9 protein-coding genes are annotated in these 21,015 nt (G+C 61.7%); 5 read left to right on the top strand and 4 right to left on the bottom strand.

Features of this window, described 5'->3' with window-relative positions; translation table 11 throughout:
- Positions 1-112 precede the first annotated feature (112 nt).
- The 3 genes from C2L65_RS09130 to C2L65_RS09120 all read left to right on the top strand — a co-directional run bounded on the left by C2L65_RS09130 (position 113) and on the right by C2L65_RS09120 (position 3,586).
- On the top strand, positions 113-1,003 hold the full coding sequence (locus C2L65_RS09130) for a hypothetical protein (protein WP_042310074.1): 891 nt from the start codon (positions 113-115) through the stop codon (positions 1,001-1,003).
- A 109-nt stretch (positions 1,004-1,112) separates the two neighbouring features.
- Entirely contained in the window at positions 1,113-2,258 is a 1,146-nt protein-coding gene (locus C2L65_RS09125; RefSeq protein ID WP_042310075.1) for a GDSL-type esterase/lipase family protein, read from the top strand.
- A 329-nt stretch (positions 2,259-2,587) separates the two neighbouring features.
- The gene (locus C2L65_RS09120) at positions 2,588-3,586 is read left to right on the top strand and encodes a glycosyltransferase family 2 protein (protein WP_052426927.1); all 999 of its coding nucleotides are present in this window, start codon (positions 2,588-2,590) and stop codon (positions 3,584-3,586) included.
- Positions 3,587-3,627: 41 nt separating this feature from the next.
- Here the strand turns inward: C2L65_RS09120 and C2L65_RS09115 are convergent, their stop codons facing one another.
- Both C2L65_RS09115 and C2L65_RS09110 read right to left on the bottom strand, forming a co-directional pair.
- Positions 3,628-4,854 (bottom strand): alpha/beta hydrolase family protein, encoded by a 1,227-nt coding sequence (locus tag C2L65_RS09115; RefSeq protein ID WP_081921132.1) that lies wholly within the window; start codon positions 4,852-4,854, stop codon positions 3,628-3,630.
- 18 nt (positions 4,855-4,872) lie between these two features.
- Positions 4,873-5,544, bottom strand: a complete 672-nt coding sequence (locus tag C2L65_RS09110) for a methyltransferase, TIGR04325 family (RefSeq protein WP_052426928.1) — start codon at positions 5,542-5,544, stop codon at positions 4,873-4,875.
- 948 nt (positions 5,545-6,492) lie between these two features.
- Here C2L65_RS09110 and C2L65_RS09105 point away from each other — a divergent pair.
- Together C2L65_RS09105 and C2L65_RS09100 are read left to right on the top strand one after the other, a co-directional pair.
- On the top strand, positions 6,493-7,383 hold the full coding sequence (locus C2L65_RS09105; protein WP_042310079.1) for a cupin-like domain-containing protein: 891 nt from the start codon (positions 6,493-6,495) through the stop codon (positions 7,381-7,383).
- Positions 7,384-7,432: 49 nt separating this feature from the next.
- The gene (locus C2L65_RS09100; protein ID WP_042310081.1) at positions 7,433-8,347 is read left to right on the top strand and encodes a hypothetical protein; all 915 of its coding nucleotides are present in this window, start codon (positions 7,433-7,435) and stop codon (positions 8,345-8,347) included.
- Between the two features lie 192 nt (positions 8,348-8,539).
- On the opposite strand, the gene C2L65_RS09095 is transcribed toward C2L65_RS09100, so the two are convergent.
- Both C2L65_RS09095 and C2L65_RS09090 read right to left on the bottom strand, forming a co-directional pair.
- The gene (locus tag C2L65_RS09095) at positions 8,540-10,879 is read right to left on the bottom strand and encodes a condensation domain-containing protein (RefSeq protein WP_042310083.1); all 2,340 of its coding nucleotides are present in this window, start codon (positions 10,877-10,879) and stop codon (positions 8,540-8,542) included.
- Positions 10,880-10,882: 3 nt separating this feature from the next.
- On the bottom strand, positions 10,883-20,803 hold the full coding sequence (locus C2L65_RS09090) for a hybrid non-ribosomal peptide synthetase/type I polyketide synthase (RefSeq protein ID WP_042310084.1): 9,921 nt from the start codon (positions 20,801-20,803) through the stop codon (positions 10,883-10,885).
- Positions 20,804-21,015 lie beyond the last annotated feature (212 nt).

Genomic DNA, 21,015 nt, shown 5'->3' with positions numbered 1-21,015 from the left:
TTTATGTGCTGCCTGGAATGGCTTGCGGCTGGCAAGCGCTGACCAGACAAGCCTTGGACATCGGTTCCTGCCGCGCTTGCGACGTTGTCTAACCCAGTTTGGATTTACAACAATGATACCGTCTGCCGATTCTCTACTGACCGTTGATCAAGCCGTCTACAAGACCGCGTTCAACAATACTCCGTTCGGTTTCAAGCACTGTCTGCATCAGCTGTCGATGTTCCAGCCGGAGGCATTAGCGGAGTTGGCGAAGAAGTATGGTGCGAACCCTGCGGATTATTACGTCTCCAATTCGGCTCCCACGCCGGGGACCCGATTCTTTGATGTCAAAGCAAAGACGTTGAAGCCGGATGAGGCGCTTGCTCAGCTTGCCACGGGGCCGACGCGCGTGCTTTTGAAGCGGCCCGAGAACTATGACGCCGGCTTTCGGGAACTGTTGGACAAGCTGTTCGAAAAAGTGGTCGAACTACGCGGCGGTCTCAATGGTGAAAAGGTCGAGCGGCTCGAATCTGGCATCTTCGTTAGCTCTGCCTCCTCGACCACGCCGTTCCATTTCGATCCAGAAATCAATCACTTCTTCCAGATCGAGGGCGACAAGCACTACCATGTCTATCGTCCCAGTGCCGTCCGGGAAGACGAGCTCGAGGATTTCTACGTGCAGGGCATAGTCGAGATCGGCCAGGTGGATCTGGCCACGCGAGACAAGAGCCTCGAACATGTCTTCGACCTGGTGCCCGGCAGTGGCTTTCACCAGCCGCAGGACGCGCCCCATTGGGTTCAAACCGGCGCGGAACGCAGCGTGTCGTATGCAGTCGTCTACGAGACCGACGCAACCCGGGCCCGTGGCCGTATCTTTGCCGCCAATCACTACTTGCGCAAACTCGGTGTAAATCCGCAGCCGCCCGGTGCGGACCCCGGTACCGACAATGCGAAGTCATCGGTGATGAAAGTTGTTGTTCCCGTCCGCAGGCGCATCGTTCGCAATCTGAGTCGGGGTCGTTGATCTGTAAGCGCTAAATTGAGCGCACGACCCAGGCAATGCTGGTCAAGTCCCGGTCCACCGCTGATCGTCGCCATACATGTCAGGCCTGATTGGATGAGGTGATTGGTCTATGTCCCGTTTGCGTATTGTGTTACTGGTCGCGTTTTGCGGCGCGCTGACGGTAGCCGGCCTGATTTTTGTGAGACTGGCCGCGCCCGACCTGTTCCGCCCAACCGCCGTCGTTACTGCCGGGCCGGTGCAATCTGGCAGGATACGGGTTGCAGTGCTCGGGGATTCCGACAGCCAGTCCTACCACGATACGTTGATGTTGACGGATCCGCGCATGCGAGGAGGCTCCCGGCGCGCCACCACCTGGCAGTGGGCCGAGGTCCTGGGCCGGCTGCGGGGCGATGAGATCGACCTCGGCCAATGGGGGGCCTGGGGAACCAACAAGTATCGCGCCTATTTCGACGAAGCTCTCGGTCATCTCGCCCGGACGCCGCCTAAAGACGACTACCGTTACAACTTTGCCGTCAGTGGCGCTAACTGTAGCCAATTGATGAGACATCCGTCGCGTCAGGCGATCCGTCTCGTGGATTTGATGGACACAGAGCCACAAGCGTGGAGAGGCGGAATCGTGCTGATCCGGATCGGCATCAACGATGTCGGCGCGCGCGACGTCCTTGACGCGTTGTCCCGTGATCGGGCTGCAGCGCGTCCCAGGGCGGTGATCAACGCCTGTATTGACGCGATCGGCCAAGCGGTCACGCTGATCCGGAGGCATCACCCGGATACCTATGTCGTACTGGTGGGGGTGCTGAGCAATGCGGATTCGTCGGATAAGTTCGACAATTGGCAATCGGCCAGGGAGATGGCCAATATCGACGCCGGCCTCGATCTCTTCGACAATGGCTTGCGCAAACTGGCCGCGGCGGATCGCCATGTCTACTTTCTCGACGATCGCGCCTTGTTCAGGAGCCTGTGGGGCGAGCGTGACGGCCAAGGTCGTCCGCTCTACAAGACATTGCATCTGTCGCCTGGCTGGGCCGTCACCAATACAACCGGCGACGATCCGCACAACGCTCTCGTTGCCGACGGTCACTGCGGCGTGGTCTGGAATACCCTTTGGGCACAGCACCTTGTCACTTCCCTGAATGCCGCATTCGGATTGCATCTCAAACCGATCACGGATGCCGAGGTCATCGGCTTTCTGCAGCCCAGCTTCGCTGCAAGCGCACGATCGGCCCTGGCAATGCCGGCATCCTTATCGAAGTAGCGTGGCATGAGCGACGCCGAACATTCGCCAGGGTGAAGATCGGCAACACTTTTATCGCGGGAAATCCCCCAGCTCTGCTGGGGGACTAACACGGTTTGACGTTTCCAGGAGTCGGCTTTTTCCCATGATTTGTGCCGCTTCTCACCCGGGCCACCGTCGGTCGATATTGGAGCCTTTTACCGATGGCGAACAGACCCCTCTGAGGGGCCAGCCATCGAAAGCCACCGGCTCTGCCGGTGGATCGTTACTTTTGAGGACCGCGAACTGACGCACTCTCAAGTAAATCTTGGAGCGATCAGATCGTAAGTTATCCATCAGTGGGGGCATCGTTGCAAATCGCTATCGTCATTCCTTGCTACAACGCCTCTGCGTATATCGACACTACGTTGCAAACTGTAACGTCACAGACGCATGACGAGGTCGAAATCCTGATCGTCGACGACGGCTCATCGGACGATACCGTCTCGAAGGCTCGGGAACACCTCAAGGGTTGCCGCCATCGGTGGACGATTCTCACGCAGCCCAACAAGGGGGTTAGTGCTGCCCGAAACCTGGGATGGCAATCGACGACAGCAGATTGGATTCAGTTTCTGGATGCCGACGATTTCCTGGCTCCTACAAAACTGCAGCTTCAGTCGATCGCCTGCCGGACTGCTGATCCGAGTGTCGCCTATGTGATGTCGCGATGGGAAGAGGTTGTCGTCGAACCCGATGCTGCGCGAAGGGTCCGCCTCGCCGAGTGCTCAGCGTTTTCTTCACAGCCGGGCGAATTGGAAATTCTCGCCAAGGGACCTCTAATACATTTAGGTCAGAGCGTATTCAGAAGACGATGGATCGCGGATGTGGCCGGCTTCGACGAGAATATCAAGGTAGATGAGGACCAGGACTTTCTACTAAAGCTCGCGAGAAAAGGCGCAAAGGTTTTGACGGTCGAGAGCGCAGACCCGCTCTTCGCGTGGAGACAGCAACGACACCGCCGTCTTGGGCTCCGAGGAGCGCGCTACAACGCCATACACCTCACAGAACAATACATGGAGAACTTCTTCAGGATCACCGAGGGACATCGGCATTCTTTAGACGTGCTTTCGGCGGACGATCAGGAAATGCTCAAGCAACGCCTCTCGTCATACATGCGGCTGTTGTATCGATACGATGTCATGGCGTTCCGGACCCGCCTCGCACAACTCGACCAGATGTTCGGACGCTTCCTGCCCGTAAGTCCATCATATCTCAAGGCATTGTCGCGTTTCGTTGGATTCGAACGAGCAGAGGATGTCGCCTCAATATATCGGCGTGGCAAAGCCGTGGCCGGAGTCGGCGTCGAATAGATCAACTCTAGTCGACCAGACGCGCAAAAATGCGTTGTGATCTAAGGACAGCGGGATTGTGTGGAACCAGTGGCCGATGCCGGGTCTTGTGGAGGCGCCTGGTTCTCCATGAAGGGCCGTATTTCCGCGAACGGAGCTGGCTCCGTCAACAAAGGCTGATCCTCGCCTAGCAAAAAGCGGGTGAAGAATGCAACAACGTAGCGATTGATCTCGGACCAGGTCTTCGCCCTGTTGATTTCAGATTTGCCGAATGCGGCCTTCCATGGGGGTTTCGCGAGCTTGTCTGCGAAATCATCATGTACCGTACCTTTTACCGTGAAGGTCCAGTTGTTCGGGAGCGTGGCCTGGCGAATCTGGTGCGCAACTGACTCGACCGTCAGCACCGAGTTGATCCGCGTGGGGAAGTCACTATGCATGAGTTCCTCGCAAGTCGGATAGGTCCAACCACTAAAGAACACCATGTAAGGCACCTCGACATTGCCGCGTTCAGGGCGGCCATACAAGGAGCCGTCAAAATTCACGACGGCCCTGATGCGTCGATCGTCGCTACTCATCTGCGCTGCCGTCGCGCCTCCGAACGAGAATCCGACGGCGCCGACCTTCGCCATATCCACGCGTTGTCCAAACACCGGAATACTCTGAAATGCGTCGATGATGGCAGAGCCCGATTTCGCCGCTAGTTCAGCCCGGAGGGCTGCGACGGGGCGATAAGCCTCGAAGCTTTCCATCGAATCGCCGGGGATCTCCGATGCCTGAGCTTGGCCCTCTCGTCCGGGAAGGCGAGGGGCATGCACGATGTCGTCCACCGTAGCGACGACGAAACCATGGCTCGCCAGGTTTGCGGGCGTAAATGTGCTCTGTTGGCGAACACTGAACCATGATGGAAAGTAAATGATGAGGGGATATTTAGCACGGGCCTCGGACAGCTTTCCATTTGGCGTGAACGGCGGCGAGGTAGGATGTCCGATTGCTGCGATCCACTGCAGAATTGAGCGCCCAATGCCATCGCCGGGCGCCTGCGCGGGGTACCAGATATCGACCGGAAGCGAAGGGCCATCGCTTCCCGTTTTTACATCAATACTGGCGAAGCCGACGGCATAGGGCCCCTCCAACCGAGGCCTGTCTGTGTCGAGGAATATGGCGGCACGGATCATTTCCTTCGGGTCGGCAAGCCCTGCATACCAGCTGACGCCAATCACCGCCGCGACCACGAGCGCGACAAGACTTGAAGGGGCAAGAGCCCAAGAACAAGGCGCTCCAGAGATCATGCGGATGCCTCGTCGCTGTTAGGAACCCAGGGAAAGGGACGTGTCCGATTCGATTTCAGGGGAAGCTTCCTCCGCGATGGCCGTATTGATCCAGGCTTCACCGATCGATTCTATCAACTGTTTGCCCTTGGCCGTTGCCGCTTCGGCGGTTCGGTCCGGAATGCTCCATCGTGACAGAAGCCTGTATCCAAGGGCGTCTCGTGCCCGATCCAGATCTGCAATTGTCGTCACATGGTAGGGAATGCGGGCGCGCCCTAAGGATTCAAGTGTGTAGAAGGCGCTGCCCTTGGAAATGGCAACCTTGTTCAACAATATGAGGCGGGGGCGAGACGGCAAGCGGGCGACAGCTTCTGCCAGTGAATAGTCGAGATATTGCAAGACGCCGGAACAAAGCAACACGTCGCACGGAGCTGTCTTTTCTGAATCCTCGAAATACTGCAGAGACGTTTCCCCGGATCTTTGGCGCCTTCTTCCCTCCTTGCACACAGCCGGGACGTCGACGACTTGCCATGATGTGTCTTTGGGGAGGTCCAGGAACTTTCGGAAGGCATGGTATTTGACACCCAGATGACCTCCGAGATCCGTGACGGTGGTAAGCCGCCCTCGGCGTTTGAGGTCCATCATGAAGAACATTACCGGCCAATCGAAGGAATGGACAGTCGAGAACGCCTCGACATTCATCACGGCCATGTCTTCGTTGTCCGCAGTTGCGCGTCGAGAGGGTCGAAGAAACCGTACCGCATCTTCCCGACAAGGGAATGCGCCCCAATAAGCACCAAATCCGAGCCGAAGCTTGTGATTGAGCCACCCCGATCGACGCAATTGCTTCAAACCGGGAATCCGCCAAACTATGCTCCTCATTTTTGCCTCCTTTAGGCAACACGGCCGAATTTTGGCGCCTGAATTCGTGGCCAAATTTTTCCCCCGGCCCCGACTTTAATAGGTTTAACTAACTACCGTTCCGGCTACTCCAAGGCCGTGCATTGGCCTCGATTTCGGTCAAGCGATCACGCAATTGATTGCCTATGGCCGCCGAGCCCGCACTGTGGAATAACTGGTCACGCATGCCGGGAACCTCAGTCACGACCAGGTTGCCCGTTACCTCCGAGCGCGATCACAAATCCGCTTGGCACGAGGAAAATGTCTACACCGAATTCGCCGAATGCGCTGCGTTTGAGACTGGGTTTAGCGGTCATGGGGTGCTCCAATGCGCGACTTGCACATTGTGGCCGAGGCGGGTGAGAGCGTTTGTGTGTCGGCGCACGGAGAGGTGGGGTTTAAATTACTAAATCTAGCGATCTGGCGCCGCCAGTGGATAAGCGCCCTGGTACCGCGCGTGGCCGGGAAGAGCCCGTGTCAGGCGCTTGAAAGTGGATGTTCGTCAACGCACATCTGCCCGTGAGACGGGATAGTAGGCTTCAAGCAATGTTCTCTGTCAGCATCAACTACTGCATGAAGTCGCTTGAGAAGTGTACTTGGGTTTATCAAGCCATTCGGAAATCGTTCGCACGCCGGTCAACAGGTTGACATGGCCGCCGAATGCGATTCAGCGGCTAGTCAGGCGCTGACCAGACAAGCAATGGACATCGGTTCCTGCCGCGTTCGCGACGTTGTCTCACCCAGTTTGGATTTACAACAATGATACCTTCTGCCGATGCTCTACTGACCGTTGATTCAGCCGTCTACGAGACCGCGTTCAACAATAAACCGTTCGGTTTCAAGCACTATCTGCATCAGCTGCCGATGTTCCAGCCGGAGGCATTAGCGGAGTTGGCGAAGAAGTATGGTGCGAACCCTGCGGATTATTACGTCTCCAATTCGGCTCCCACGCCGGGGACCCGATTCTTTGATGTCAAAGCAAAGACGTTGAAGCCGGATGAGGCGCTTGCTCAGCTTGCCACCGGGCCGACGCGCGTGCTTTTGAAGCGGCCCGAGAACTACGACGCCGGCTTTCGGGAACTGTTGGACAAGCTGTTCGAAAAAGTGGTCGAACTACGCGGCGGTCTCAATGGTGAAAAGGTCGAGCGGCTCGAATCTGCCATCTTCGTTAGCTCTGCCTCCTCGACCACGCCGTTCCATTTCGATCCAGAAATCAATCACTTCTTCCAGATCGAGGGCGACAAGCACTACCATGTCTATCCTCCCAGTGCCATCCGGGAAGACGAACTCGAGGATTTCTACGTGCAGGGCATAGTCGAGATCGGCCAGGTGGATCTGGCCACGCGAGACAGGAGCCTCGAACATGTCTTCGACCTGGTGCCCGGAAGTGGCTTTCATCAGCCGCAGGACGCGCCCCATTGGGTTCAAACCGGCGCGGAACGCAGCGTGTCGTATGCAGTCGTCTACGAGACCGACGCAACCCGGGCCCGTGGCCGTATCTTTGCCGCCAATCACTACTTGCGCAAACTCGGTGTAAATCCGCAGCCGCCCGGTGCGGACCCTGGTACCGACAATGCGAAGTCATCGGTGATGAAGGTTGTTGTTCCCGTCCGCAGGCGCATCGTTCGCCATCTGGACGGGAGCCGCTGATCTGGCATCACAGTCGTCATTTCCTTATAAGGTTACAAGGAGCGATCGCATGGACATGTCCACGGATTTCCCGGTCCCTGAAGCGACATTGCCGGACAAGTGGATCGACGCAGATCCCTCAGTGTTTCGAGAACGTTTCGAGCGGAAGAGCTTCGATGTCTCCCACCACCTTGCATCTCATCCGCGCTTTCAACTCCCTCAATTGATGGAGTTGACGGAGCGAACCCTGAGAACGCGCCCATCTGATCTCTACTACGACATGGGTGACGTCGCGCCTGGTCAAAAATGGAAAGATACGAATCATGCATTCTCACCGCTGGATGCATTAGGGCAACTGGAAGATTCAAATGCCTGGTTCATCCTGAGAGACGCGCAAAAAGATCCGGCCTACACCGAGCTATACCGGCATGCGATCGCAGAGGTCAAGGATATGATTGGCGGCGGCATCGAATCCAAGATCAGAAATGAGGAGATCATCATTTTCATAACGTCACCGAAGCGGGTGACGGCATATCACATCGATCGTGAATGCAATTTCATTCTTCAAATCCATGGGAAAAAGGATTTGTACGTCTTTGATCGGGAAGATCGGCAGATTCTTCCGGAGGAGGAAATCGAGCAGTTCTGGACGATCGACAACAACGCGCCAAACTATAGACCCGAACTGCAGGACCGATCGCGCTTGTACAGATTGGCCCCGGGAAATGGCGTTCACGTTCCTGTCAACTGCCCCCACTGGTTGAAGAACGACGACAATATCTCGGTGACTTTGAGCGTAAATTTCCAGTTTGTTGACTCTATTCGAGCGGATATCTATCGGGCCAACTATTACCTCAGGAGGCTTGGAATCAATCCCAATCCGCCTGGGCAGAGCGCGGTGCGTGATCGGGCCAAGGCAATGGCGTATTCGACGGCGAGTGCCGCCCGGCAAGCTATCAAGTCGGCTTTGAAAAGAGGCGGCTAGTCGCGCCATGTAAGACCTGCTGGTCGACGCCACGATCATCACGGCCTGCCAGAAGCAGGCTGTGAAATACAACTGTGTCGCTACGCCTTGCTATCCCCTTCGCGGCTGACGCCGCGATTTTTTTTCTCTGTGGGTGCTGCATCGGTTCACGAATCCTTCGTGAACCGAGGTGCAGTCCTTATGAAGTGGGTTCTAAGCCTTGGCGCGGCTCAGATATGCTGCGGGAGCGTCCTCTTCGCCAACATTGGCTTCAGCGCTGTTCTCCCCGATCCGCGCCAGACGCTCACGCAGTTGCTTGCCGATCACAGCCGCGCCGGCCGAGCGGAAGATCTGGTCGTGCATGCCCGGAACCTCGGTGACCACCAGGTTACCCGGTTTGCCTGTCACTACCGCCCCCCATCCCAGGTCCCGCGCGAACAGGCGTCCATTGAGCACCTGGCCACTGCGGAAGATCTGCACGTCGCCGTCATAGGGGGCAGGGCAATACCGCGCCTGCTGCGCCAGCAGATATTCGATGTACCAGCGATTCTCTGAAACCATATGCTCCGAAGCATTGCCTTGAATCAGGCCGAGCTTGAGAGCAAGCTTGGCAATGCCGAGCCAGCGAACGATCCGATACTGATTGAGGAAGGCGACCATCGAGGTCTCGCCCCGCATGGCCTTGCGGAAGTCGCGCGGAATGTTGTCCGCACGCACCTGCATCTTGCGCAACTGCCGGTCGTACCAGGGCATCGACTCGCGATAACCCGGGCACCACGAGTCGTTGAGAATGACGAGTTCCACTGTTTCGCCTTCGCGCCTGAGTTGATGGGCCGCCTCCAGCGACAGCGCGCCGAGCACGCAATGCCCCATCAGGATGTACGGGCCGTTGGGCCGGGCCAGCCTGATCAGCCGCACGGCGTCCGCGGCGACGTCCTGGAAAGCACGCTGCGGGAACTCGCGCGGGGCGCCTTCCGGCACCATCGGAATATCGATGATGGGACGGTCGGTGCCGATCTGCCGGGCCAGTTCATAGAACACGGCCATGTTGTTGAGCGCAATGATGGGCGTTCCCGGCGCATTCTCGTTGAAGCGCACGATATTGCGCGCTTTCGCCTCCAGTTCGGCCTGACTCATGAAGCCGCTGTTGCCGACGCCTGCCACGAATGTCGCCGTTGCTTTCGCGGCAGCGGGCGCCACCGGCAGCTTCGCGTCGATCTCGACGGTTTCCAGCATCTCGCGCCACTTCGCCAGATGCCCGTCGATGGTCGCCACGTCGTAGAGATCCGTGTCGCCTTCACACGAGATGCGCCAGCCATCCGGGCGCCGCACCATGAAGAAGTTGAGGTCGTAGAGCGCGCCCGCGTTGAAGGAGGGCGAGGTCGTTGCAGCGAAAACGCCCCGGCGAACTTCATCGCCGCCGCCGACGAAGCTTTGCTGCAGGGCGAAATTGACCGAGCACAGCGGCGGGCGATCCCCATCGGATACCTCGCCCGCCATCTCCATCATCTCTTCGAACGGCAGGTGCAGATGTTCGATGGCGTCGCTGAGCTTGGCGCCGCACTGCGCTGTCACGGCGGCCACGGTGCTGCCTTGAGGCATGTCGAGGCGCAGGATCACCGTGTTGATCAGCGGCCCGACCACGCCCTCGAGTTCCTGCTGATCCCGCACCGACATCTGGGTGCCCATGGCAACCTTCGTCTGCCCGGCCGACTTTTGCAGCGCCATCGCGAGGCCGGCAGCCGCAACGCTGAACAGCGTGACGCCTTGCGCCTTGGCAGCCGCAATCAGCCGGTCGCTGAGCGCGCCGGGCAAGAGAATCGAGCGGATGATGCCCTGGAAGCGTCGCGCCTGCGGCCGCGGACGATCGCCGGGAACATCGAAGCGGCTGAAATCCCGAAGCTCCTGGCGCCAGTGGGCGCGGGCGCGATCGAGCGCGCCGCTGGCAAGGAACTCTTCCTTCCACAGCGCGTAGTCGCCGTGGTGAAGATCGACATCGGGGTAAGCGGGCTCGAGGCCGGCATGGACGGCGGCAAGTCCTTCCACGAGCTCGCGCACGAGGATGGCGAACGACCAGCCATCCATCACGAGCGAATGGAAAGTCAGCTGCAGTTCACCCTGAGTGGCCGACCGGGGCAACCACACGGCCCGGAAGAAGGAAGGCGACGACAATGCGAAAGGCGTGCGGGCCTGCTGTCCGCCCACGCGCTCCGCCTCCGCAAGGCCATCCTTTTCATCGAAACCGGTGAGGTCGACCACTTCGAGCTGGAAGGGCGTGTGGCTCCAGACCTGCTGTCGCAGCCCCGCACCCGTCATCAGGAAGCCGGTACGTAGTACCTCGTGCCGTGCTACCAGTTCGCGCAGCACCCGCTCGATACTCGCGGCATCGAGCGGACCCGACAACTGCAGCCGGAACGCGATGTTGAGCGCGGAGGCCTTCGGCGACGCCTTTTGCTCATGCCAGAACCTGACCTGGCAGGCGGTCGCCGGGAACACGGCGTAGCTGGCTTCGACCTCGTCGGTCGGGGCGATCTTAAAGGCCAGTCCGTTCATCGCTCAGACTCCCTCCGCAACTCTGCGCTTGAAATTGAGGATCGACGGCCGGGCTACGGCAGGCGCCGCCGTCCGCTCGTCCGCCGGCGGGCCGTCGAGGCTCGCCGCCAGTTCGGCGATCGTCAGATTCTTCATAAGCTGACGCGCATCGACACCCAGTCCGCGTTCGTTCATTCGCGCGACGATGCGGAACAGCTGGAGGCTGTCCGCGCCGAGGCTGAAGAACTGCTGATCGATGCCGACATGCTGGAGACCGAGCACGTCACCCCAGATCGCCGCGATGGTGGATTGCGTCTGCGTCATGGCCACGGGTTCAGCCGCCACAGGTTCGATCGCAATGGCTTCAGCCGCCGCGGGTTCGATCGGCATCGGGGCGGGCGGAACCACCTTGAGCGCCGCATGCGGATGGCGCACGGGTGCGGCCACCATGTCCGCGGTCGGCACGGGCAGGGCTTTGCGATCGAGCTTGCCGTTGCTGGTCTGCGGCAGGGCGTCGAGCGTCATCCACAGGGTCGGCACCATGTAGGCCGGCAACTGCCCGGCAACATGCGCGGCGACGGCTGCCTGGTCAGTCTTGTCAGAAGCCGTCTCGACGATGTAGCCCACCAGACGCGGACTGTCGCTGACGGTATGCAGCGCGACGGCAGCGGCGGCCACGCCGGGCGCCTTGCGCAACGCAGCCTCGATATCCTCGATCTCGATGCGGAAGCCGCGCAGTTTGATCTGCTGGTCGCGACGGCCGAGCTGTTGCAGCGAGCCATCGGCGAGGCGTTTCGCAAGGTCACCCGTGCGGTAGAGGCGGCACGGCGCAGCGCCTTCGATGGCCACCGACCTGAACGCCGCATCGGTGAGATCGGGGCGGTTGAAATAGCCCTTTGCGAGACCGTCACCGCCAATCCACAGTTCACCGCTCACGCCTTGCGGCGCGAGATGCAGGTCTTCGGTGAGCACGTGCAGTTGCGTATTCGCGAGGGGTGCGCCGATCACCACAGCGCCGTTCGCCACGACACGCGAGGCGGACGACCAGATCGTCGTTTCCGTCGGACCGTAGAGGTTCCACACTTCAGCCCCAGTCTCCAGTAGCGCGTCGGCGAGATCGCGCGGCAGCGGCTCACCGCCACACAGGATCTTGAAGCCCTGCGGGACCTTGAAGCCGGCTTCCAGCAGCATGCGCCAGAGCGACGGCGTCGCCTGGAGAACGGTGGCAGCCTGCTCGTTCAGCCGGCTCACCAGCTCGTAGCCGGTGCGCACCTCTGCATGGCCTGCGATAAAGGTCTGTCCGCCGGCGATCAGCGGCAGGAACAGCTCGAGACCGGAAATATCGAAGGAGAACGTCGTGACGGCCACGATGCGGTCTCTAGCCGTAAAGCCCGGCGCTTCCGACATCGACAGCAGGAAGTTGCTCAGCGCGCGATGTCCGATTTCCACGCCCTTGGGCTGGCCCGTCGAGCCCGACGTGAAGATCACGTAGGCCGAGTCGGCATCCGATACGTTGGGCAGCGTCACGGCTGTGTCGTCGCGTTGCGCAAGGAGCGTCTCCAGGTCCAGCACGCGGTGTGCGCCCGGTTCCAGCACGGCCTGGCTAGCGCCATCGGTGAGGATGGCGGCGATGTCGGCACCGTCGAGGATCTGGCGCAGGCGCGCAGGCGGCATCGTCATGTCGAGCGGCACGTAGGCGCAACCGGCCCGCCACACGCCGATCATGGCGGCGACCGTCATCACGCTCCGGTCCATCGCGATGGCGACGCGTCCGCGCGGCGCGATCCCTGCCGCCACGAGACTGCGGGCGATCTGGCTGGCGCTTGCATCGAGCTCGCCGTAGCTCAGGCGCAGGACCTCATCCGAGACGGCCGGTGCATTGGGCGTCTGGCGGGCTTGCGCGGCGATCATCGCCGGAGTCGTCTGCGACAGATCGTAGGCACGCTGAGAGTCGTTCAGTTCGTCGCGCAGGTGATGGATCTCGGCTTCGTTGAGCAGCGACAGTGCTGCGACCGTCGTTTCGGCATCGCGGGCAACCGCCGTCAGCACGTTTTCGTAGTAGCCGAGCCAGCGCTGGATCGTCGCTTCGTCATAGACGTCGGTGTTGAAGTCGCAATCCAGACGAAGACCCTTTGCCGATTCGATGACGTTCAGGAACAGATCGAAGTTGCTGTAGGCCTTCGCATTCGGCGTGAAGCGCGTGGTCACGCCCGCCATGTCGAGCTCACCGTCGACCTTCTCCAGATTGAACTGCAGATCGGTCAGCGGCAGCCGGTTGAGGTCGCGCTTGACACCGAGGTCGCGCACCAGCGCGCCATAGGTGTAGTTTTGCCGGTCACCGGCGTCGTACAGATGATCGCGCACCGCCTTCATGTGCGTGGCGAAAGGCTGGTTGCGGTCGAACTTCACGCGCAGCGGCAGGAAGTTGACGCAGTGCCCGACCAGCAGCGCTTCGCCCGCTTGCGACTGGCCAGCCATCGGTGCGGCGATCACGACATCGTCATTGTTCGACAGGCGGCCAAACAGCACCTGGGCAGCGCCGAACAGCGTGGCGAACAGCGAGCAGCCTTGCTTCGACGAAGCGGTCTTCACCTGCTTGAGAAGATCGGCTCCCAGATGGCGTGTCGTCGAAGCGCCGCTGAAGCTCTTGAGTTCCGGGCGCGGACGGTCGCCGGGCAAATCGGGCTGCGGCGCGGGGTTGCGATGGAGATTCATCCAGAAGTCGCGCGTGTCCGCGTCGACACCGGCTTCATCCTGCGCCTTGGCGAAGGCGAGAAAGCTTTGCACTTCGTCGAGTTCAGCTTGTGCGCCCGACACTTCAGCCGCGTAGAGGGCGGACAGATCGCGCAGGATGATGTTGATCGACCATCCGTCGCAGATGATGTGATGGGCGGTAAACACGAAGGCCGATTTCTGGCTTTCCAGCCGCACGAGCCCGGCACGAGCCAGCGGAGCGCGGGTGAGGTCGAACACTTCGCGGGCTTCGGCATCGATGATGGACGCGAGTTGTCCGGCCGGATCGGCGTGGCCGGACAGGTCGATCTTTTCCAGCGGAACGGTTGTCGCCGGGTCCGCGAACATCATGTCGCCGACGCGCGAGAAGTGAACACGCAGCGCATCGTGGCGGGCAACCGTGGCCGCGAAGGCGCGTTCGAAAGCGGCTTCGTTCAGGTTGCCGTTCAGTTCGAGCGTGAAGGACTCGTTGAACGCGAGCGAGGCTTCGTTACCCACCTGAGCCGACAGCCAGATTTCTTTCTGCGGTTCGGTGAGGGCCGCTTGCGTGAGTTGCAGCGGTTCGGCCTGCGGCACGGAAGCCGGCGCTTCCTGCGTGCTGCCGAGAATGCCGACGCGCTGGAGCGCGGCGATGCTTTCGATGAACGCATCGCCGATCTTGCGGATGTCCTCGTCCGAATGGCTGGTCGTCAGGAAGCAGGGGAAGCCTTCCATGATGTGAACGCCGAGGTAGCGCATATACGGATAGAACAGGCTGCCCAGACGGTCTTCGCCTGCAAAGCTGACATAGAACCAGCTTGAGAAGGATTCGGCGCGCGCCGCGATGCCGACTTTCTCCAGATGACCGTTGATACGCTGCACGAGCCCGTCCATGCGCGCGGCGAGCGTTTCCTGCAGCGCCGGGCCGGCTTCCTTCAGGTGCAGAAGCACGGCTTTCATCGCTGCCAGCACCACGGGGTGACGCACGAACGTACCAGCGAAGAAGGTCGGCGGGACTTCGGGCACCGACGCGTCGCCGAATTGCCACTGGCCGCCGTCGAGCGCATCCATGAACTGAGCGGTGCCGGCGAGCACGCCGACGGGCAGACCGCCGCCGACCACCTTGCCGTAGGTCGCCATGTCGCCCTGGATGCCCCAGTAGCCTTGCATGCCGGCCTGATGGACGCGGAAGCCCGTCACGACTTCGTCGAAGATCAGCGCGGACTCATTGGCTGCCGTGATCTCACGCAGTTGCTGCACGAATTCCTTCGGCCGCAGATTGGGGTGGCGCGACTGCACCGGCTCGAACAGCACACCGGCGATATCGTCGATGTTGGCCTTGATCCACTCGAGGCTTTCGGACCTGGCGTAGGGCAGCACGACCATGTTGCCCACCGAGTTCTGCGGGATGCCGGGGGCGAGCGGGAAAGCACGCGGGACACCGGCTTCGCTGCCCGGCTTGACGAGGACTTCGTCGAACTGACCGTGGTAGTCGCCGTCGAAGCAGACGATCTTGTCCTTGCCCGTCACGGTGCGCGCGAGGCGCATCGCTGCCATCACGGCTTCGGAACCGGTATTGCAGAACGTGACGCGCTGATGCCCGGTCATGTCGGCGAACATCTGCGCGACTTCACCCGCGAGCGGGGACTGCGGTCCGATCGCGAAGCCTTCCGCCATCTGCGCGTTGACGGCGTCCACCACGAAATCGGGCGTATGGCCGAACGCGGTCTGGCCGTAGCCATTGACTATGTCGATATATTCATTGCCGTCGACATCCCAGATCTTCGAACCCTTGGAGCGCTGGGCGACGATGGGATAGACCAGCTCTTTCCATTCCTCGCGGAAGCCGCTGGCCGTACGCGGATCGGCAAGCACGGCACGGTAGGACTGCGTACGAGCTTTGGACGTGGGTGTTTTCGCCGAGTAACGGGTCGTCAGATCCGTGATGAACGCCGTCTGCGCATCGGTCATCTGCGCCGAGTTCGTGGCGCCCGGCTTGTATGCGGTGAAGCGCGTCGGGCGATTTTCTTCGAACTTGATCTCGGGGCCGGCGGATTGCTTGGGCGCTGCGGCTGCGACGACGGGCGCGGGCGCAATGACTTGCACCGGCGCTGCGGCGGCCTGGATCACGGCGGCGGGCTGCTGGACGGCCAGCGGCGCGCCTTGCAGCACGTCGAGCTGACGCGCCATCAGGGACTGCATCGCAGCGATCTGGTCGCGGATCACCGACTGGACATCGCCCGAGGCCGGGGCTATGGCCATCATGGGCGCGGCGAAGCCAGGCGCAGCCGCGACGGCGACGGGTGCCGCAACGGCAACGGGCGCGGCTTCGACGACGGGCGCTGCCTCAACGACGGCCGGCTGTTCCGGATCGGGCGGCATGGCGCCGTCGAGGAACTGGGCCAGCGCAGGCAGCGTCGGATAGTCGCTCATGATCTGCCGGAAGCTGATCGTGACGTCGTAGCGGCGGCGAAGCTGCCGGGAGACCTGTCCCATCAACAGCGAGTCGTAACCGAGGTCCCAGAAGGTCATGTTCGGGTCGGACGTATCCGGCGCCTCGCCGGAGATCTCAGCGAGAAGCGAGGCCAGTTCGGCGATGAGGCGCGGTTTGCGGTCGATTTGGACGGTTTTGGTCATGGCGGTCGGAGAGTTGGTGGTTATGGCGTCGGACGAGGCCGGAGCGGCAAGCGCGGCGGCTTCCGTCGTGGGGTTGCGTGAAGAGGCAGTTGCAGGCGCTTCGATCCAATGCCGTTCCGGTTCGAACGGATAGGTCGGTAGTGAAACGCGGCGGGCAGCTTCTGGCTGCACGGTTTTCCAGTTCGGCGTGACGCCGTTCAGCCACAGGCGTCCGGTCGCTTCGGCGAGCAAGGCAAGCTCGCGGTCGCGCATCGCGAAATCGGGCAGGGAGGCAATCGCGCCCAGATACCGGTCCTTGGGCAATCCTTGCATCGCGAAGGTCGTCAGCGTCCGGCCGGGGCCGATTTCGAGCAGAAGCGGCTTGCCTTCCGCCGTCACCGTGGTCAGCGCGTCGCTGAAGCGCACCACGTCACGGCAATGCCCGGCCCAGTAACGTCCGTGTACGGGCTGATCCATCGACGCCCATTGGCCCGTCACCGAGGACACATACGGAATCTTCGGTCGTGCGAAAGAAAGGGTATCTGCGAGCCTGGCCAGATCTTCGACGACGCCGGACATCATGCGCGAGTGGAACGCATGAGACGTGTGCAGCCGCCGATGCTCGATATCGCTTGCCTTCAGCGTGGCCTCGAACGCCTCGACGGCGGCGAAGGGGCCTGCCACCACGCTGAGCGTCGGTGCATTGATCGCGGCCAGGTCGACATCGGCGGGCAGAACGGGCCGGAGATCGGCCTCCGACAAACGCACCACCAGCATCGCGCCCGGTTCGGCCGACTGCATGAGTGCGCCGCGCTTCGCGATGAGGTACAGCGCATCCTCGAAGGCGATCGCCTCGGCCACGCACGCTGCGACCAGTTCGCCGACGCTATGGCCGATCATCGCCGTCGGCTTGACGCCGCGCGAGATCCAAAGTTGCGCCAGTGCGTATTCGACGAGGAACAGCGCCGGCTGCGCGTAGATCGTCGAACGGATGGGGTGCGGGGTATCGTCGCCTTCCGGGGTCTCGCTGAACATCAGCGTGCGGATATCCAGCCCGACGTGCGCAGCTAGCACCTCGGCGCCCTTGTCGATCCATTCGCGATAGACCCGCTCGGTGCGATAGAGCGCTTCGCCCATGCCCGGATATTGCGAGCCCTGGCCGGGGAACATGAAGACGACGGGCGGCGTGGCTTGAGGGGCCTGTGCTTCGATGGCGCCTTTTTGCAGCTTCGCTTGCGCCTGATCGAGGCTGTCGGCGATCACCACGGCGCGATGCGTGAAGGCACGGCGACCCGTTTGCAGCGTCGCGGCCACGTCGGCGAGCGAGACGCCGGGATTGACCGCGAGATGGCTGGCGAGATTGGCCTTCGCGCGTTCGAGCGCTGCTGCGCTTTTTGCCGAAAGCGGCAGTATCTGCAGCCCGTCTTGCTGCTCAGATGCGTCGACACGGCACGGCGCTTCTTCCAGCACCACGTGTACATTCGTGCCACCGACGCCGAACGAACTCACACCGGCGCGGCGCGGCGTCGAGCCATCAGCCCAGGGACGCGCAGCCTCGTTGAAGAAGAACGGGCTGTTCGTCACGTCGATAGCCGGGTTCGGCGCATGGAAATGCGTGAGCGGCGGCAACGTGCGGTTGCGCAGCGCGAGCGCCGCCGCCATGAAACCCGTCACGCCGGCTGCCGCGTCGAGGTGTCCGACATTGGCCTTCGCCGAGCCGAGCGCGCAGAACTGGCCGCCCTCGACACCGCCCAGGCGGAATGCCTGCACGAGGCCCGCGAATTCGATCGGATCGCCGAGCGGTGTCGCCGTGCCGTGGGCTTCGATATAGCCAACAGAGGCGGGATCGATGCCTGCCTCGGCGTGCGCGATGGCAATCGCGCGAGCCTGCGCATCGACGCTAGGCGCAGTGAAGCCGACCTTGTCGGAGCCGTCATTGTTCATGCCGACACCACGGATCACCGCATAGATGGGGTCTTCGTCAGCGATGGCGTCTTCGAGACGTTTCAGCAGGACCACGCCCGCGCCGCTGCCGAACACGGTGCCCTTCGCGTTGGCATCGAACGGGCGGCAAACGCCATCGGGCGCGCCCATCCCGCCTTCTTCGTAGAAGTAGCCGCGCTTCTGCGGGAAGGTGACCGATACGCCGCCTGCCAGCGCCATGTCGCAGCGTCCCGCCCGAAGGTTCTCTACGGCAAGGCCAATCGCCGTCAGCGACGTAGAACATGCCGTCTGCACCGAGATGGCGGGCCCCCTGAGGCCGAGCTTGTAGGCCGTGCGGGTGGCGACGAAATCGCCGGCACCGACCAGCTTTTGATACTCGCCGATCTGGAACTGGCTCGTGAACTCATCGATCACGCCACGATCGGTCAGGACGTGCTTGAGGAAGTAGGTGTTCATCGACGTGCCGGCGAACACCCCGACGGCACCGGCGATCGTCGCCGGATCGTAGCCGGCATCTTCGAACGCCTCCCAGGCGATCTCGAGGAACAGGCGCTGTTGCGGGTCGGTCAGCGCTGCCTCGCGCGCCAGCACCCCAAAAAAGCCGGCATCGAAGCGATCGACGTCCTGAAGGATCGGCCGTGCCTTCACATACCGATCTTCGCGGCGAGAGCCATCGTCGAAACTGTCTTCCAGTTCCGCCAGATCGAAATGCGTGATGCAGTCGCGCCCCGCGAGGATGTTGGCCCAGAACTCGCGGACATTGCGCGCGCCAGGAAAGCGTCCGGACATGCCGACGACAGCGATAGCGCCGTCTTGCACGTCCCGGCGCCGCCGGATGGCCCCTTGCTGTGCCACGCCGAGGGCGTCGCGCAGATGCGTGGCCAGCGCCTCGACATTGGGATGGCGGAACAGATCCACCAGCGCGACCTTGGCCGACACGTCGCGCGCGATGATCGCGTGAGCCCGCATCAGATCGAGTGAGCGCAGTCCGAGATCAAAGAAGTTCGAGCGGCGATCGACGGGGTCGCCGAGCAGCCCCTCGAACACAGCCGCCAGCTTTCCGGCGATGTCGTCGTCGATCGGCTCGGGTTCGGCGGGCGCCGCGACAGGCGTATCGAGTCCCGCAAGCAGGGCTTTGCGGTCGATCTTGCCATTCGGCGTCAGCGGGAAATCCGGCAGGACACGCAGCTCCGTCGGCACCATGTAGTCGGGCAATGCGGCCTTCAGATGCGCGCGCAACCCGTCGACGAAGACGGCGGCAGCCGCTGCATCGGCGACATCGGCCTTCACGAAGCCGGCGATGGACTTGCCCCTGCGGCTCTCGAATGCCGCCACGGCCGCATCGGCTACGCCGGGCGCGACACGCAGTGCATGTTCGATTTCATCGAGCTCGATGCGTTTGCCCGCGATCTTGATCTGCCGATCGTTGCGGCCCAGGAAATCAATCGCGCCGTCCGCGCGGCGGCGCACGAGGTCACCCGTGCGGTAGAGCTTGCCGCCGGGCGTGAAGACGTCGTCGATGAATTTTTCTGCCGTCAGCTCGGGGCGATTGAGGTAGCCGAGCGCTACGCCGTCACCGCCCGTGACGAGTTCGCCGACTTCGCCATCGCCGACAGGAACCAGCTTGTCGTCGACGATGTAGACCCGCGTGCCCGCAATCGCGTCGCCGATAGGAATCGCGTCGCCATGTGTTGATGCCTCGCTGTCGCGCGTAATGCGGTAGCAGCAGGTGAAAGTCGTGTTCTCGGTCGGCCCGTAGCCATTGATGATCTGCAGCTCGGGGTGGGCCTCCATGACCTTGCGGATATGCACGGGCGACAGCACGTCGCCGCCCGTCAGCACTTCCTTGAGCGGCAGAAAGGCCTCCAGCCGATAGTCGGCGAGCGCATTGAAGAGGCCAGCCGTGAACCACGCACTCGTGACACCGAGCCGTGCCATTTCGGAGGCGATCGTATCGAGTGAAGGCTGGACCTCGTTGATGATCGCGGCGCTGCCGCCGTTCAGCAGCGGCCCCCAGATCTCCAGCGTGCTGGCATCGAAGGCGAGGGGCGCGAGGTTGAGGAAGCGCGTTTCCGACGACAGGGCAGTGAAGGTCTGACCCTGCACCAGGCGCAGAATCGCGCGATGCGGGACGATCACGCCCTTGGGCTTGCCCGTCGAGCCGGACGTATACATGATGTACGCCGGGTCGTCAGGGTCCGTCGGATGCAGCGGAGCGGGATCGACAGCCGCCGACGATGCCACGATATCGGCCAGATCGATCAACACGCCATTCAGGTCGCCCACGCTGGCAAGCGCCGCGCCTTCCGCGACGATCAGTTTGGGCAGACAGTCAGCAACGATGAAATCGAGTTGCGCCTTGGGGTAAGCGGGATCCAGCGGCACGTAGACGGCGCCCACACGCAGGATCGCCAGCATCAGGGCCAGCGTGTCCCGGCTGCGCGGAACCATGATCGCGCAACGATCGCCTTGCCCCAGTCCCATGCTGGCAAGGACGCTCGCGAGGCGGGCCGAACGCTCGCCGAGGGCGGCGTACGGCTCTTCACCCGTCTGGTCGATCACGGCAAGATGATCGCCAAACTCGCCACATACGGCATCGAAGCGCGCCGCTACGCCAGGTCCATGACCTGCGCCGCCCGGCAAGTCGCTCAAATATCCATCTCTATGTGACATCTGCCGGTCTCCAGAAGTTTGATGAAGGTATTGAACTGAGCCACGCGTGGCGCTTAGCGCTCATATCGGCGGGGCCGGTCACGGGAAGCGCAGGCAGCACGTGGCTATCCACGCCTGTCCCACGCCTCAAACGCGAAATTTGCGGTAAGTGAAAGTTAAACTTCTGCGGGATGCCTATCCGTACGCCGTCGCACACACGAGCGACGCAACAA

The sequence above is a fragment of the Paraburkholderia terrae genome (assembly GCF_002902925.1).
Lineage (GTDB): Bacteria > Pseudomonadota > Gammaproteobacteria > Burkholderiales > Burkholderiaceae > Paraburkholderia > Paraburkholderia terrae.
This window is presented reverse-complemented; position numbering and strand designations above follow the sequence as displayed.

Bases quoted from the DNA above. Each gene is read 5' to 3' on its own strand.
- C2L65_RS09095 (WP_042310083.1), bottom strand. From the start codon at position 10,879: ATGAACGGACTGGCCTTTAAGATCGCCCCGACCGACGAGGTCGAAGCC.
- C2L65_RS09090 (WP_042310084.1), bottom strand. From the start codon at position 20,803: ATGTCACATAGAGATGGATATTTGAGCGACTTGCCGGGCGGCGCAGGT.
- C2L65_RS09110 (WP_052426928.1), bottom strand. From the start codon at position 5,544: ATGGCCGTGATGAATGTCGAGGCGTTCTCGACTGTCCATTCCTTCGAT.
- C2L65_RS09125 (WP_042310075.1), top strand. From the start codon at position 1,113: ATGTCCCGTTTGCGTATTGTGTTACTGGTCGCGTTTTGCGGCGCGCTG.
- C2L65_RS09105 (WP_042310079.1), top strand. From the start codon at position 6,493: ATGATACCTTCTGCCGATGCTCTACTGACCGTTGATTCAGCCGTCTAC.
- C2L65_RS09130 (WP_042310074.1), top strand. From the start codon at position 113: ATGATACCGTCTGCCGATTCTCTACTGACCGTTGATCAAGCCGTCTAC.
- C2L65_RS09100 (WP_042310081.1), top strand. From the start codon at position 7,433: ATGGACATGTCCACGGATTTCCCGGTCCCTGAAGCGACATTGCCGGAC.
- C2L65_RS09115 (WP_081921132.1), bottom strand. From the start codon at position 4,854: ATGATCTCTGGAGCGCCTTGTTCTTGGGCTCTTGCCCCTTCAAGTCTT.